At 39.4% G+C, this 15,019-nt stretch carries 16 protein-coding genes; 4 read left to right on the forward strand and 12 right to left on the reverse strand.

Annotation, left to right across the window (positions count from 1 at the left end):
* Positions 1-18 precede the first annotated feature (18 nt).
* The 3 genes from EHQ47_RS19140 to flhF are packed head-to-tail and all read right to left on the reverse strand — an operon-like array spanning position 19 to position 2,782.
* Positions 19-492, reverse strand: coding sequence for a hypothetical protein (locus EHQ47_RS19140; RefSeq protein ID WP_135748676.1), 474 nt, complete (start codon positions 490-492; stop codon positions 19-21).
* Positions 493-1,416, reverse strand: coding sequence for a MinD/ParA family protein (locus EHQ47_RS19145; RefSeq protein ID WP_135692473.1), 924 nt, complete (start codon positions 1,414-1,416; stop codon positions 493-495). It lies immediately after the preceding gene.
* A 34-nt stretch (positions 1,417-1,450) separates the two neighbouring features.
* Entirely contained in the window at positions 1,451-2,782 is a 1,332-nt protein-coding gene (flhF, locus tag EHQ47_RS19150; protein WP_135748674.1) for a flagellar biosynthesis GTPase FlhF, read from the reverse strand.
* Between the two features lie 540 nt (positions 2,783-3,322).
* Between flhF and mnmC2 the strand changes: the two genes are divergently transcribed.
* Both mnmC2 and mnmC1 read left to right on the forward strand, forming a co-directional pair.
* Entirely contained in the window at positions 3,323-4,078 is a 756-nt protein-coding gene (gene mnmC2, locus EHQ47_RS19155; RefSeq protein ID WP_135777881.1) for a tRNA (5-methylaminomethyl-2-thiouridine)(34)-methyltransferase MnmC2, read from the forward strand.
* Positions 4,075-5,268 carry an FAD-dependent 5-carboxymethylaminomethyl-2-thiouridine(34) oxidoreductase MnmC1 gene (gene mnmC1, locus EHQ47_RS19160; protein ID WP_135777882.1) on the forward strand — a complete coding sequence of 398 codons (1,194 nt, stop codon included), beginning with the start codon at positions 4,075-4,077 and terminating at the stop codon, positions 5,266-5,268. Before mnmC2 ends, mnmC1 begins: the two co-directional genes overlap by 4 nt.
* Here the strand turns inward: mnmC1 and lpxK are convergent.
* On the reverse strand, positions 5,207-6,295 hold the full coding sequence (gene lpxK, locus EHQ47_RS19165; RefSeq protein WP_135777884.1) for a tetraacyldisaccharide 4'-kinase: 1,089 nt from the start codon (positions 6,293-6,295) through the stop codon (positions 5,207-5,209). The genes mnmC1 and lpxK overlap by 62 nt on opposite strands.
* A gap of 24 nt (positions 6,296-6,319) precedes the next feature.
* On the reverse strand, positions 6,320-6,598 hold the full coding sequence (gene hisE / locus EHQ47_RS19170; protein ID WP_004786038.1) for a phosphoribosyl-ATP diphosphatase: 279 nt from the start codon (positions 6,596-6,598) through the stop codon (positions 6,320-6,322).
* 97 nt (positions 6,599-6,695) lie between these two features.
* On the opposite strand from hisE, the gene EHQ47_RS19175 reads away from it, so the two are divergent.
* Positions 6,696-7,517, forward strand: coding sequence for a tetratricopeptide repeat protein (locus tag EHQ47_RS19175; RefSeq protein ID WP_135748670.1), 822 nt, complete (start codon positions 6,696-6,698; stop codon positions 7,515-7,517).
* A gap of 34 nt (positions 7,518-7,551) precedes the next feature.
* Here EHQ47_RS19175 and EHQ47_RS19180 read toward each other — a convergent pair whose 3' ends face one another.
* Genes EHQ47_RS19180 through EHQ47_RS19195 form a run of 4 tightly spaced genes read right to left on the reverse strand, consistent with a single transcriptional unit; the run spans position 7,552 to position 11,126 of the window.
* The gene (locus EHQ47_RS19180) at positions 7,552-8,856 is read right to left on the reverse strand and encodes a UDP-glucose dehydrogenase family protein (protein WP_135777886.1); all 1,305 of its coding nucleotides are present in this window, start codon (positions 8,854-8,856) and stop codon (positions 7,552-7,554) included.
* Between the two features lie 45 nt (positions 8,857-8,901).
* On the reverse strand, positions 8,902-10,101 hold the full coding sequence (locus tag EHQ47_RS19185; protein ID WP_135748668.1) for an ABC transporter ATP-binding protein: 1,200 nt from the start codon (positions 10,099-10,101) through the stop codon (positions 8,902-8,904).
* Positions 10,102-10,104: 3 nt separating this feature from the next.
* Entirely contained in the window at positions 10,105-10,854 is a 750-nt protein-coding gene (locus EHQ47_RS19190; RefSeq protein WP_135748715.1) for an ABC transporter permease, read from the reverse strand.
* A 56-nt stretch (positions 10,855-10,910) separates the two neighbouring features.
* Positions 10,911-11,126, reverse strand: coding sequence for an LIC12298 family protein (locus EHQ47_RS19195; protein ID WP_135692464.1), 216 nt, complete (start codon positions 11,124-11,126; stop codon positions 10,911-10,913).
* A 303-nt stretch (positions 11,127-11,429) separates the two neighbouring features.
* On the opposite strand from EHQ47_RS19195, the gene EHQ47_RS19200 reads away from it, so the two are divergent.
* On the forward strand, positions 11,430-12,956 hold the full coding sequence (locus EHQ47_RS19200; protein WP_135748667.1) for a hypothetical protein: 1,527 nt from the start codon (positions 11,430-11,432) through the stop codon (positions 12,954-12,956).
* Here EHQ47_RS19200 and EHQ47_RS19205 read toward each other — a convergent pair.
* The 3 genes from EHQ47_RS19205 to EHQ47_RS19215 are packed head-to-tail and all read right to left on the reverse strand — an operon-like array spanning position 12,953 to position 14,977.
* On the reverse strand, positions 12,953-13,450 hold the full coding sequence (locus EHQ47_RS19205; RefSeq protein ID WP_135748666.1) for an LIC_11959 family protein: 498 nt from the start codon (positions 13,448-13,450) through the stop codon (positions 12,953-12,955). The two genes, EHQ47_RS19200 and EHQ47_RS19205, sit on opposite strands and share 4 nt — an antisense overlap.
* Positions 13,447-14,484, reverse strand: a complete 1,038-nt coding sequence (locus EHQ47_RS19210) for a HEAT repeat domain-containing protein (protein ID WP_135748665.1) — start codon at positions 14,482-14,484, stop codon at positions 13,447-13,449. Before EHQ47_RS19210 ends, EHQ47_RS19205 begins: the two co-directional genes overlap by 4 nt.
* 22 nt (positions 14,485-14,506) lie before the next feature.
* Positions 14,507-14,977 carry a response regulator gene (locus EHQ47_RS19215; RefSeq protein WP_004786902.1) on the reverse strand — a complete coding sequence of 157 codons (471 nt, stop codon included), beginning with the start codon at positions 14,975-14,977 and terminating at the stop codon, positions 14,507-14,509.
* Positions 14,978-15,019 lie beyond the last annotated feature (42 nt).

Here is a 15,019-nt window from a genome sequence, read left to right on the forward strand (position 1 = left end):
TCTAAAAACAGTAATTTTTCAACCCTCTTGCGGGTCATCCTTCGCCATCATGGTGCGAATGGCCTCCGCCATGAGTTTTGGCTCGTTTTTGATCGCAATTTTGTCCACGATGATGTGATCTCCAAATTTTCCAGACTTGGCCATCGCAAGTTTTGCATCCATGGCCGCATCCCCCACCTGTTGGACTCCAAAGTCATCTGAGCCCATCGATTCAGAACGTGACGATTCCATCCCACCGTGTTCGTGGTCTAGGTCATCTGAGTGGCTTTCCCCACCAAATCCTCCTATAGAGAAGGCAGAAAGGAACTCTAAAAATTCAGGGACTTTCTTTTGTAAGATACTGAAAACTCCAAATCCCAAACCACCAAAGGCAAACGTGGAGATAAGAGAGACAAAGAAGATATAACCGAGACGATTCCCGACAAGAAACCCACAAACCGAACTGATGATGGCTCCGAGAATCGCAAATCCCAGGACAAATCCGATGAGCACTTAGTTGTCTTCCTCCATCTTCTCATCCATTTCCTTTTCTTTGAAATCAACAAAGCTAAAGAATTTTTTAAAGAACCCTGTGAGTCCTTCTTCATCGGAAAACCCACCTTCGGTTTGTAAGAGGGTGTGAGTGACTCGAGTCAGGCAAGCTGCTGCTTTAGAGCGAGGAGCTCCGATAATGAATGGTTTTTGTTCCCGGATCGATTTTTCTACTTCTTCATCTTGGAAGATAAATCCCAAGTTTTCCACTTGTACTTCTAAAAATTGACCAGAGATATCAATGACACGGTCGGCAACTTTTTTCCCTTCTATCGCAGAACGAACCCGGTTGACGATGATTTTTAGATTTTTGTCTTTGGATTGGGAAACAATGGATTTGATCAGGCCATAAGAATCGGTAATGGAAGTTGGCTCTGGTGTTGTGACCACAACAACTTCATCTGCCGGCATCACAAGCCCAATCACATTGGCAGAAATTCCAGCACCAGTGTCAATGATCATGACGTCGTAACGATCAAGTTCTGCGAATCCTTTGATTAAATTGTTTCTTTGTGTTTCGTTGAGATTGGCAAGTTGAGAATACCCAGAGGCACCTGCAATGATGTCTACCCCTTCTGGAGTGGAGATGACGATGTCTTTTAAAGACTTATGGCCTTTCACCACATGGTATAAATTGTATTTAGGAATGATGCCAAGTAGGACGTTTACGTTCGCAAGACCTAAGTCACCATCAAAAATTAAAACTTTGAGTCCTGTCTTGGCAATAGAGATGGCGAGGTTAACAGAAACTGTACTCTTTCCTACACCACCTTTTCCAGATGCCACCGCAATGATTTTGGTTTTTTTCACTGTGTCCTGGGGTTGAACAAGTTTTAATCCAGCACCAGATTCAGTGAGCTTTCTAAGATTTGCAGCTTGGTCCATCGTTACCCCTAGGTCTTAAGGATAACGAAGTTGGTTACACGGTCTTCTCGAAGACCTCCCCCGCTATCCCTTTCAATTTTTCCGGAAAAATCACACATTCGGCAAGAAGTTTTTTCGAGGCATTTAGGATATCAAAAGGAACATCCTGGCCCACACTTAAAAATGCGAATTCCCTGTGAATAGTATCGGCCAATTCCACTACAGAACCTAAAAATTCTGCTTCATCCAGCTTCGTTAATAAAATTCTTTTATACCCGACCGATTCATAGGCATTCGCAACTGCGAGCGCATTGTCTTTTGAGACGGTGGAGGAAAGCACTAAGACTGTTTCAATATAATCCTTTTCCCCAAAAACTTGGTAGAATTCCTGAAGTTTTTCTAGGTTTTCAGACTTCCTGTGGGAATAACCAGCAGTGTCGACAAGGATCAGTTCCGATCCATCGCGCACAATGGTCTCCTTCCATTTGCGTAAATCTTTGGCTGCATAAAACGGCAGTCCCATCGCATCTGCATAAAACTTAAGTTGGTCGATGGCCGCAATCCGATAGTTGTCAGTCGTATACAGGGAAACTTTTTTACCCATGTGCAAACTGTACTTTGCTGCTAGTTTTGCAATGGATGTTGTTTTTCCTGATCCAGTCGGTCCTACAAAAAATATCACTTTTCGTTTTCCACGAGGGGTCCCGCTAAACAAATCAGAGTCGATTTGGATTCTTTCCTCTAGATAGGTCACAGCCTTCTCAGTCACATTCGCATAACGAGTGAGATCCACTGCTGATAACCTACGTTCTAAAGCGATCGCCATTTCATCTAAAAAATTGGAAGACATCCCTTCGTTTAACAAACGATCAATGAGTCTTTGGATATGAGGGTGTCTTTCCGGTGACCTTGGTTTTGATGGGGTCGCCACCTCAAGTATGGAATCTTTTGCTTCCGAAATGGATAAACCAACTGGTCTTTCTTCTTCCGCTTCAATTTCGTAAACAGGAGGATTTTGTCTACGACGGCGCTCAGAAAAAGGACGAACGGCATCGATATTTTTTTTGCGAAGATGGAGATTTCCAGCAGAAGATTGGTTCGATCCAATTCCAACAAGACTTGATTCAGGAAGGGATTCTGTTTTCTGCTTTTGTTTGATGAGTTCTTTGAGATCCTTTAACTTACGTTCAATTCTCTCTTTGGAATTTTGTTTTTCGGGAACACCTACATCAATTTCGTACATCCGTTGGGCCATAAGCCCTGTACCAAAAAGCCCACCTTCTGTGATCACCCTTTGGTCATAGAGATGTGCCTCTGGACCGTATTTCATTTTCATCTGCATGATGCAGTCTTGTAAGTCTTTGCCTCGGATTTTTACAAAATCCATAGAATATCCCCCGAACCTGGGAAAAATATGAAGAGTACCCTCCTTTTGAAAAGCCTTTTTTATGAGACATAATAAATTCAGAGAACCCAGGGTTGGGTATGGTGACGGCAGCGAATGGAACTTTGAAGCCGGGAACTTGTTTTCGGTGTGAAGGATGGATGAGGTTTGAAAATGGCAGGAAAGAGTAGGAAAGGGAAAGTGAGTTTCGAAAGAAAGGGAGGGCAAAGGGAAATTAACTTTCTTTGGAGAATGGGTTCCAAAGGAAAGTGGTTTCAAAGGAGTGTGGGTTTGTCTAGTGCAAGGGGTTGAATTTTCTTTTGAAGGGAAACAACAAAGAGAAGTCGATTCCATAGTGCCATTTTGGGAAGGCACTTTCTTTTGAAACTGAGTTTCGAAAGGTATCGATTTTCCTTTGTTAGTGAATTTCCAAAGAAACCGACTGCAAAAAGTAAGTGAGTTACCTTTTACAGGAATGGTAAAAAAAGATTCGGTTTCCAATGCAACCGGGACTGAGGAAGATGGGATAGACCCCGACCCCTGATGGAACCAGTCAATCCCAGAAATAATCTAAAAAACCCCATCGAGTTCAAAGATGGAGTCCCCGTATCCTTGTTATTTGATGATGTCTATTTTTCCAAAGAAGGTGGTTGGGAAGAATCTAATTATGTATTCCTCGAAGGGAACAGAGTTACTGCAAAACTAGAAAAAACGGAAAAATCCAAATTTCGAATTGGAGAATTAGGATTTGGTTCAGGGCTAAATTTGTTCGTAACTCTAGAAATATGGAAGTCGTTAGATCACCCTAGACCAACTGAGTTCATTAGTTTAGAAGGTTACCCTTTGCCAAAAGAAATTCTCTTATCGCTAAACAATAGTTACCCGAAAAAGGAGCTTTGGTTTGATGAATTGATCCTATCCTATGAGAAAGCTTTGGAAATTTGGCAAATCGATAACTCCCGAAATCTCTGGACTTATAGGTGGGAACATTCCAATCTTCGAAGTCATTTTGATTTAAAAGTATTTTTTGGTGATATAAAACATTGCCTTCCTCAATTCCCAGAAATTGATGTTTGGTATATGGATGGATTTTCGCCAGGAAAAAATCCAGATATGTGGTCCCAAGAATCCTTACGATTGTTAAAAACAAAGTCTATTCCAGGAACTAGTTTTGCAACATTCTCCTCGGCTGGATTTCTGAGAAGAGGTCTCGCCGAACTTGGATTTGTTGTAGAAAAGAAAAAAGGATTTGGACGCAAACGAGAAATGATTTCAGGATATTTGGAATCAACTAAATGAACGCAAACGTGAAGAAAGCCGTAGTAGTAGGAGCTGGAATTTCAGGGGCAAGTATTTGTTTTGCGTTAAAAAAAAGAAATATCCAAACCATTCTCCTCGATGCTGAATCGGGGCCTGCCCAACATGCAAGTGGAAATCCAATCGGTGTCGTATATCCCTTCCTCACAAAACACAAACTAGCCGAATCAGAATTCTCGCTTGCAGCCTTTCAATATTTTCTTTCGATTTGGGAAGATTTCCATTTAAAATCACTTGTCCCTCATGCAGATGGTATTTATTTTCTTATGGACACCGATACAGCTTACGATCGTTATTCGAACGCAATCAAATCTCATCAAATTCCAGACAATGTCGCAAGTGAAAAAATCGAACCGTTCTCTAGTTTGCCCGCAATTTTTTTCCCTAACGGAAAATCTGTTTCTCCTGTGGACCTAACAAAACAAATACTAACCATTTCCAATCCAGAAACCAAGTATTCTTGTAAATTACATAGTTGGGAAGAAACAGAAAACGAAGAGAAAGTCATTTGCCAAACTTCAGATGGAGAAATCCAATGCGACTACTTATTTCTAAGTCAAGGATACCAATTTGCAAACGATCCACATTCAAACTGGTTACCTTTACAAAAGGTGAGAGGACAAATTCTAAAGTTCCCTGAAAAAAAACCAACAAATACTCATGGAATTCTCTATGGCGATTATATCACTTCAGCAATCGACGGTTATCAAGTATTAGGTGCAACATTCGACGAATACAAACTTGAGGAAAACCCAAGACCTGAAGAATCAATTTTACTTTGGCAAAAACTAACAAAAATGCTACCAAATCTTTCAGAACCTTGGGGACCACAAAACCCAAGTTTGTTTCCAACAAGAGTCAGTTACCGTACCCAATCACAAGATAGGCACCCGGTTGTGGGGAAATTGCCCAATATGTCAAAACTGGATCTATCTGTGAAATACCAAAACGTATTGCGGAATGGGAAAAAACAAATGGATATCCCTTATTACAAATCTGTAGGGATTCTAAATGGCCTTGGGTCAAGAGGGCTCACTCATGCATTATTTGCTGCGGAGATTTTGGTTTCTGAAATGATTGAAGATCAGAAGGTAACTACAGAATCTATTTCTAAATCTTTGAAACCTGATCGATTTTTGCTTCGTATGTGGAAACGAGAGCAGCTAACATAGATTTTATTTCTTGATCTTCATCCACAGTTACTTGAATCAAAATCAACAACAATCGAATCTTCTTTTTTTCCAATGTTTGAACAAATTGAAGATTCGATCGCATCTTAACCCAGTCTTTTTCAGTAGTTACCAAGATTTCTCCTTCTTGGATTTCATCTATTAAGGATTCTAATGAACCGGAGTGGAATTCAAAGTGATCAGGGAAAAACTTTTTTCGAATAGAATCGGATTGCAAAGACAACTTAGCCGTCTCAAAAACATGGTTTGGATTGCCAACACCAGTCACTAAAAAGTATTTTTTATCTTGATTGGACTCGTAGGATTTCAGCAAAAAACTTCGACCAAAGATCACTTCCTTTATAGAAGCTGTAAAATTAGAATGAAAAACGGGAGTTTCGATGCCTACGTGGTTTAGTAAATTCTTATATTTCTCTAACTTCTCTCGATTATTAGAAGTTAGTTTTGTGAACACAATCGCATCGGCTCTTTTGAGATGATGGACTGGTTCTCTTAAAAAACCAATAGGGATTGTAAAACCATTTCCAAAAGGAGAATTTGCATCCAATAAGACAAAATCAAAATCACGGTGCAGTGCTTTATGTTGGAACCCGTCATCCAAAATCACAATATGTTTCGGAGATTGGAATTTGTTGAAATTTAAAAAGGCTTTCTTTCGATCTCGGCCAATGATAACCTGCACGTCTGGAAATGTTTCTTTATGTTGGCTTGGTTCATCACCATAAAGTCTTGGATTTGATTCAATCTGAAGAATGGCTCCTTCCCTACTTTTTTCTGCTTTATACCCGCGAGATAAAATTGTAATCGCATAACTCGGGTATGTTTCTTTAAAAAAATGAACCAAATATTGAACGAAAGGAGTTTTGCCTGTTCCCCCGACAGTGATGTTTCCAACACTGATAACAAGCGCATTAGGCAAATGAAAGGATGTAATCCCCTTTTGTTGCCTCCAAAATAAAAATCGGTAAAACAAACTAAAGGGATAGAGTAGATACAGGAATATTTTCATTGTGTTCCCAACAGGAAACAATCGTTAGCTGTGCCGTTTTTCCAATTCTTTCGCAATGGTAGAGAGACTAATTCCCTTTTCTACCATAAGCACTTCTAAATGAAAAATCAAATCTGCAATTTCATGAATCAATTCTTTTTCATTAGGATTCTTTGCGGCGATGATCACCTCACCTGCCTCTTCCCCAATTTTTTTGAGAATACGGTCAACTCCATCACGGAAAAGTTCTGCCGTATAAGACTTTTCAGGCAATTCTTCCTTACGTTTACGGAGTAGTTCTTCCAATTTCAGTAAAAAATCCATATTTCGACCTTCTAGCGACCATAGAAACTGCCCATTCCATTTCGAAAAAGCGAAAATTGACTGTTCAAACAAATGGGAAAACAATAGAATTCAGTTGATGGTTCGTAAGATTCTGCCAATTTTTTTCTTTCTTTTCTCAAGCTCCTTGTTTGCAGATTCCAATTGGGGAAGTTCAATCCAAAAGGGATTCGAAATAGCAAAACAAGACAAAAAGTTCATTATAGTTGATGTATTTGCAGATTGGTGTACATACTGTTTGGTTTTGGAAAAGGAAATTTTCCCCGATCCAGAAGTAAGCAAAGTATTGGATCAATTCGTTAGGGTTCGGTTAGATGGAGAAGAGTTTCCAAACCTTCGAAAAAAATACAATATAGAAGGTTATCCCACGATCCTATTCATTGACGGAGATGGGAACTACGTCACAAAGATTTCTGGACTTGCCACGAAAGAGGATATACTGGTCGTTTCCAAAAGGATCCTCCAAGAACCGAGTTTGGAATCCTATCTCAAAACAGAACTGAGAAAAAATCAGAACAGCCCCGACATTCATTTTAGGTTGGGCCTACTGTATTTTCAAAACAAAGAATTCGAAAAAGCGGAATTACAATTTACTGAATCCATTCAAAAATCCAAATCTTTACCAGTTCTCAAAGAAAATGCACATTTTAACCTTAACCTGGTAAAATCCATCCATGGGCCTAAAGACTCAGCCGTTAAATCATGGAAAGAATATTTAGAATTATATCCAGCTTCATCCCGCAAAATGACCGCTAAACTTTACTATGGACTTACGTTAAAAGATGCAGGTGAATCTAAACTAGCAAAGTCAATTCTTACAGAGATAAAACCACAATTGGTTTCAGAAACAGATAAAACTATGTGTAACGAGGCTTTGTCGGAAATAGAAAGAGGATTTTAGTCCAACCAAAACTAAACTTGGTTGGACTAAAAGTTTATCGGTTACCGATTGAATAATAAGTAAAACCCAACTCATTCATAAGAGTTGGTTTGTATTGGTTTCTTCCATCAAATACAAGAGGAGTTTTTAGAAGCGATTTTATTTTATTAAAATCAGGTTCTCTAAATTCTCTCCATTCTGTTAATAAAAGCATCGCATCCGCACCTTGGAGTGCAGAATATGCGTCTTTTTTATATTCTACTTTTCCATCAAAATAATACTTTGATGTTTCGGCAGCAGCTGGATCGAATACTTGGATTTTTGCTCCATTTTTATGTAATTCATAAATGAGAGGAATGGAAGGTGCTTCCCGCATATCATCGGTTCCTGGCTTAAAAGCCAATCCCCAAATACCAAACGTTTTTCCTTTCATATCAGTTGATTTAAAGTGTTCGAAAATTTTATCGGTCAAACGAGTTTTTTGTTTTTCGTTTACATCTTCCACTGATTGAATGATATGCATAGGTGCTTTTACTTCTTCTGCGGTTCGAAGTAAGGCTCTCACATCTTTAGGAAAACAAGATCCACCATAACCAATCCCCGCGTATAAAAACTGACGTCCAATTCTTGAGTCAGTTCCCATTCCCTTTCTTACATCATCATAGTTTGCACCTAACGCATCACATAAATTTGCAATCTCATTTACGAATGAAATCTTTGTGGCGAGGAAGGCGTTACATGCATATTTTGTAAGTTCTGCGGAACGAATACTCATTGTAATGATTGGGTTGCCGTTAAGAACAAATGGAGAATACAATTCGCTCATTTTTTTGGCTGCTTTTTCTGATTCAGCGCCGATCACAACTCTTTCCGGTCGCATAAAGTCATCAATCGCAGCACCTTCTTTTAAGAATTCTGGATTAGACACAACATCAAACGGGTGTTTTGTGTTTTTTGCAACAATTGCTTTCACTTGGTCTGCAGTTCCAACAGGAACCGTTGATTTATCTACAATGATTTTATATCCGTTCATTGTTTTACCGACTTCTTCTGCGACGGCAAAAACAAATCGCAAATCAGCAGAACCGTTGTCAGAGGTTGGTGTTCCAACAGCGATGAATACAAATTCCGAAGACTCAACTCCATCCTTCAAGGAAGTGGAAAAATGTAACCTTCCTTCTTTGTGGTTGCGTTCCACAAGTTCGGAGAGACCAGGTTCGTAAATGGGAATGATCCCTTGTTTTAGGTCATTGATTTTCTTTTCATCTTTATCAATACAAATGACGTCATTGCCATACTCTGCAAAACAGGTACCTGCTACGAGGCCCACATATCCGGTTCCGACCACACAAACTTTCATAGGATTTCCAGAATTTAGGTTTTTCCTTTGAGGGAAACCGTTTTTCTATTCCGATTTGGAAACGGTTTGGATTTGGAATTCCGTAGGTAAATGGCAAAGGCCTACGAATTTTTCGATTTTTCCTCGTTCTACCTCAAAGTCCAAAATGGATTCGGCCCAAAAATAGCTGCCTTCCATATGGGTCTCTCCTTTATGGATGGAAACTCCCAAACTGTATTTCCCATCACTAAATTGGATGGGGAATTGGAATTCGACAACAATACGTTCCAACTCTTGGATCTTCACATTTCGTTTGCCCAAGTGGTATGAATTGGTTCCAAAGATACGGATCCCCTTTTCACTATCGATATGGAATCCAATGGTAGCATCGCTTATCGTTTTTGTTGTTTGGAATTCTATTCGCAGAGTGGCTGTGGCTCCCAGGAAGTGATGGTTTGTGTCCAATCCCTTATCATTCCGGAGTGAAACCAAAACATTTTGGATCGATTCCGAATTTGGAACTGAGGAAGGTTCTGCTTTTTTGGCCAAGACATGCATATATTCTTCGATGGCAAGTCTTGGACTTCCATCAAACAACAAACTGCCATGGTCCAGAAGGATTGCTCTTGTACAAAAATAAGAGATGAGTCCAAGATCATGGCTCACAACCAAAATACAAGACCCAAGATTAGAAAACTCTTTGATTCGTTTCAAACATTTTTGTTGGAAACTTGCATCACCAACGGCTAAGGCTTCGTCCACAATTAAGATGTCTGGGCGTTTTGCAGTTGCGAGACTAAAACCAAGACGCATAGCCATTCCGGAACTATAATTCTTTAAAGGGGAATTTCGAAATTCTTTCAACTCAGCAAATTCAAAAATAGAATCGATTAGTTCTTTGATCTCAGATGGTTTATATCCCCAAACAAGGCCGTTGTAATATACATTTTCTTCACCAGAAAGTTCTGGATTGAATCCAACACTGAGTTCGAGGAGAGCCCGAACCGAGCCATTCACAACCAGATTTCCTTTATCTTTACTGATAACACCCGTAATTAATTTTAAGAGTGTTGATTTGCCTGCTCCATTTTTTCCGATGATTCCTAAGATTTCGCCAGAACCAACACGAAGATTTAACGATCGTATGGCGGTAAAATTTAAATCAATGCCGAAATATCCGAAACTGATTCCTGCTAATATTCGTTTCCAAGGTCTTGAAAATCCATGGTAGTCCTTAGTTAGATTTTCTAAAACAACAGAAGGCATAGATCAAAGATGGTCCAAAATGACCGACTGAAATTTACGTTTCGCAAGTAAATATACGAGAAGGAAAAAGAAGAGAAAAGGTAAAATTTGAATCCAATCAAATTGTGGAGTGTAACCCGAAATGACAGAGGTTCGAAAGATATCCAAAGGAATGGTAAAGGGATTAAAACGATTCCATTCTTTTAAATACCCAGTAGGATAATATAAAACCGGGATTCCCCAGAATATCAACTGACTCACCAAACGGATAAGAGGTGATATATCTTTTAACAAAATATTTAACCTTGAAAGATAATGGAGAAGTAACATCAAATACAACCCGGCAAAAACAAGAATGGTATACCCAAAAAAAATTCCAGACAGGTTTAGTTTACCAGAATAAGCCAGATATAAAAATACTGGAATGGAAGTGACTAAACTGTGGATGAGAAACTGAACATAAGGAATCCATAAAAACAAATCGATTCCAAGACTGGAACGTTTGAGTAAACTTCGGTTATCAGTGAGAATCCCTGTACCACGAACCAAAAGTTCTTGGATGGGGATCCAATAGAGGAGCCCTGTTAAAAGATAAGCAGTGAAATCTTCTTGTGTGGAGGGGGTTTTTAAGTTGAGCACCAAAAAAACCAGTGCGTACAAACTAATGAGTACTAGGTTCTGCAAAAACATCCAGGAGATTCCTAAAAAGGATCCTGCATACTGCAGTGCGTAGTCTCGTCGAACGAGAGCCCAAAGTATGGAAACTTTCTCCATACTTTGATTGTCGGCCATAGGCCCCCAGTTCTAGAACGGGAAGCCTGTTTTTGGTCCTACATCCTTTTCAGGTTCTTTTGGCCAAGAGTGGAGAGAGATGGGGACACCCATTCTCCATTTTGAACCACTTCCCCTTGGAAAGCTTCCAGTAAATACTCTTCAAAGGTCTTCCCAGTTTGGTTCTGGGAAAATCCCTTTTTCGGGCCCTGGCCTGCGAGGCCTTGGTCCTTGTGGCGGTTGTAAGCGGGTTGTTGGATGGATCGAACGATCATAGGTTTTTCCTCCCCGTCATCATGTTAGACGACATAAAACTAAAAAATAATACCAATAATATACTAAACGCTTGTTTACACTACTTAACATTTGGAAAGTTAAGTCAATATTTTTTTCACGTCTTTATCGGTTTCTATATATAAATTTAGCATTCCCCTGGGACAAAACCCGCCCTTGTTTGATTTTTTTTCACTGGGAGGTTAAGAATATGTCCCTTTTTAGAAAAAAGCAATCGGACTTCGGGCAAAAAATGGAAAATTCAGACCCCAATCCTGGTGGATTGGCAGAAAATTGGGATAATTTTGTGGATTTCTTTCGTACAGACTTTGTCTGGCGTAGAAAAAAAGCCGGACCAAGTCACCATCCCACAACTTTTAAAAGCAGGGTTCCCACCCCATTTGGCCGCTGCTTGGAAAGAAAAGTCCAAACAACCCCCGGAAAAATTTTTAGAATGGAAAAAATCGCTCAAAGGAAAGGAGGCAGCCCTTGTTTCCAAGGTATGGAAAGAACAAAAAATTACACTTTACGACAACAAACAAAAGTTTGCTGGTAACAAAACATTCAAAAAGAACAAAAGTTCCCTCTCGAAAGAAGACAATACAAAAACCAAAGAAGGGTTCGATCCTACTTATGAAATTTTTTTTGGAATGAGTTACCAAAATTTAGATGTAAGGTATCTACCAAGAAAAGAAAAAAATCATTCCTCCGTGTTTCTCGGCGGACGAGGGAAAGGACAAATTTGGATTTTGGAAAAACGAGATGAAGAATTTTCTTACGGAGTCAACCTAACATACCAAACATTTCGATTCACATCGGGGAATCGTTATAAACCAATTCCCCACTTTTACTTTGCAAAAGATCCAAACTTTTATTCTCAATTGGAACGAACTGGTTCTCCTCTCCCCCAACCCATTACACTTTCTAATTTCTTCGGGTACCGGTTATTATTAGATACAAAAGAATATGAACTTGGGATTTATCATGCAAATGCATTTTCATCTTATCCTGGACTTTATTTTGTATCACCAAACAAATCCTATTCGGGTGTTTGGTCAGCCGGAGATAACAAATCCAGTTTCTACATCAATGATGTTTGGAATTCCAAAGACTGCGGTACTCACCGAATCCAATCCGAATCCATATACAACAAACAAGAATCCGTTGGGTTTGTTTATTTAAAATCAGAGTTCCTTGAGTCCAAATTCTTCCTTGATGCTACCGTGTATAGGGACTCACCCCTTCTTTATGGAATGGTATCACCCGATGAAGTGAGGCCACAAATCCCACAAAACCTAGGTTACTCAAGAATGAGTTTCAAACATTTAGTTGGATCAGAGTTTTTAGGTTCCATGGAAGGACATCGGTATGAAAATGGAAGGTCAGGATTTTTTCCATTTTTCGTAAGCGAATGGGGAAACCTAATTTATCGGTATCGGGAATACAATGAGTCAGGGAACTACCATTGGAATGAAATTGGAAGAGCTGCATTTTATGAATGGAGAAAGGAAAAAGCGGTACTTTCCTTTGGATTTGAATCGAGAGAGAATGGAGGCCAGTGGGAAGGAAAACTAGCGATTCCTTTTGGAACTAGTAACTTACTTGAGTTCAGTGGTATTTTCAGAGAAGGGCAACCAAAAACTAGAGCATGGTTTGAAAACTGGACTTATGCTACTGATTTTAATATCAACTTAACCGATAGACAAGAAATCATCAAACTCAAATGGGTGAGTCCGTTTATTTCACTAAACGTGAGTTATTCGGAAAAAGAAAATGACCCCAATCCCATTTTATTTATCAACTTTCAGTTATTACATAAAATTGATCTTTAATAGAGAAGATCATCGGTTCTAACTTCTATATATTCAATAAGCTTAAAGATAGGAACCGATTGTCTGTCGGCAAATTCTTTTGGTTCTGCGGGGAGTTTTTTAGGTGTGGGCAGAGAAGAACGTCTTCCTCTTTCATCTACTGAATAAAAATAATATCCGATCCATTCCCCTTTCACTCGGTAAGGATTGCCAAAAAACAAATCCTTCACAAAAAATTCAGCATCCAAATCGAATTTATTCCGTCTGTATCGGTAATGAATTTCATCCCCGTTTAAGTCATAAAAAACAACAAAATCCCCTTGTTTACCCTTATAAAACAATTTCCATTCCAAGGGAAAAGTCCCCGATTTTTGGAACTCTGATTTTCCATCCAAAATTCTTTTTTCAGAACGGGAAATTGGCCCCGTATAACGACCGTCATCTTCTGCATCAATAGAAATTCCCGAAAATGCAAAAAGGAAAATCAGTAAAGAAGTGAACACTCTCCAATTCATTTGGGTTCTTCTTCCGATTTTTCTTCCGATGGTTTTTCTTCATCGGGAACGGTTTCTTTCCCATTGATTTGGTCAATGGCTTTTTTGGCAGCCTTCTGCACTTTCGGGCTTGGGTCCCGGTCTCTTTTGTATTCCAATAATTCTAAAGCTTTGGGATCTTTTAGATTTCCCATAAACTCGATGGCACGTAGTCGCACCATACTATCATCATCACGAGCAAATTCATTTAGTTCCTGAAATACTTCTTTGTCACCCATGGTCACAAGAGCGCCAATCGCATAAATTTTTAAGGATTGGGCTTTTTTTGCATCCAACTTACCTGCTGTTTTTTTAAGAGAGTCAAGTAGTTCATATAACTTTGGTTTTGCTGTCTCTGATTTTAATTTCCCCAATGTATTCATCGAATAACATCGCAAAGTAGTCGGTTGGATTTCATCAAATGCAACTTCCATTAGAGCGGATTCTGCATCAGAATAAAGCACTGATCCAAAATACAAAGCAATTTGACCACGCATGTCGGCGTTATTAAATTTTTCACGAAACTTGGTTTCCAAAAAAGGAGCAGCGGTTTTTCCCTCTGGCAATTCCCCTAAAGCACTGATGTAGAGGCTCAGTGAATTGGAATTTTTTGTAAAATCTTCCTTTTTTACTTTTTCGAGTAAGGGGTTTGTGGCTTCCGCTAATTTCATTTTTTTAGCAGAAGTGACAGCTTGTTTGGCAACGTCTTCATTTACATCTTCAAACAAACCAATGATGCTGTCTTTGTTTTCTTTTAGATCCAAATCACCAATGGTTTTTAAGAGAACAATTTTCATCCCCATGTCTTTTTCTGTTTTTAATTGTTCACCAACTAAGGTATAAAGTTCACCTGCACTTTCTTTGGGAAAACGAGTGAGCTCACCTAATGCTTGTTTTCTTTCTTGGCTTGTTCCATAACGAACCATTTTGGAAAGGACATCTTTTTTTTTGGTGATTTGTTCTGGACTGAGTTCTTTCTCCTTCCCCCAAACAGAGGAAAGAGAAAAAAAGGCCAATAAAATTAAGAAGAGATTTTTTTTACTGCTGCTGAGATTCCAATTCGATGATGCGACGGTTGAGGGCTTGGATGAGATGTTGGTTTTCCAAGTTTTGCCTGAACTTATCAAGTAGGTCTTTGATGTCTTTGGAGAGTTCTTCAATGTTCCAAGGTTTTTCGACATACCGACTAAGTCCCCCGTTATTAATGGCGTAAATTGCAGAATCTAGTCCCGCCTGGCCTGTCAGTAGGATTTTGATCGCATCAGGAAGACGGTGGTGCACCTGCTCCAAAAATCGATCCCCTTTCATTCCAGGCATCACTTGGTCAGAAACAATCAACTCTACGATGTCGTTGCTACTGATGATTTCGTCGATGAGGGAAAGTGCTTCTTCGGCACTGCCGGCAGTCTCGATGATATGGGATTCGCCAAATCGAGCCAGAAGTTGTTCTGCAAGCGTTTCCAATACCGATACTTCATCATCGACACATATAATATAACCTTTACTCATTTGGGACCCTTTCCTTGGAACAATACAACCCTAGTTCTTTTA

Source organism: Leptospira bourretii (assembly GCF_004770145.1).
In the GTDB taxonomy this organism is placed as follows: domain Bacteria; phylum Spirochaetota; class Leptospiria; order Leptospirales; family Leptospiraceae; genus Leptospira_A; species Leptospira_A bourretii.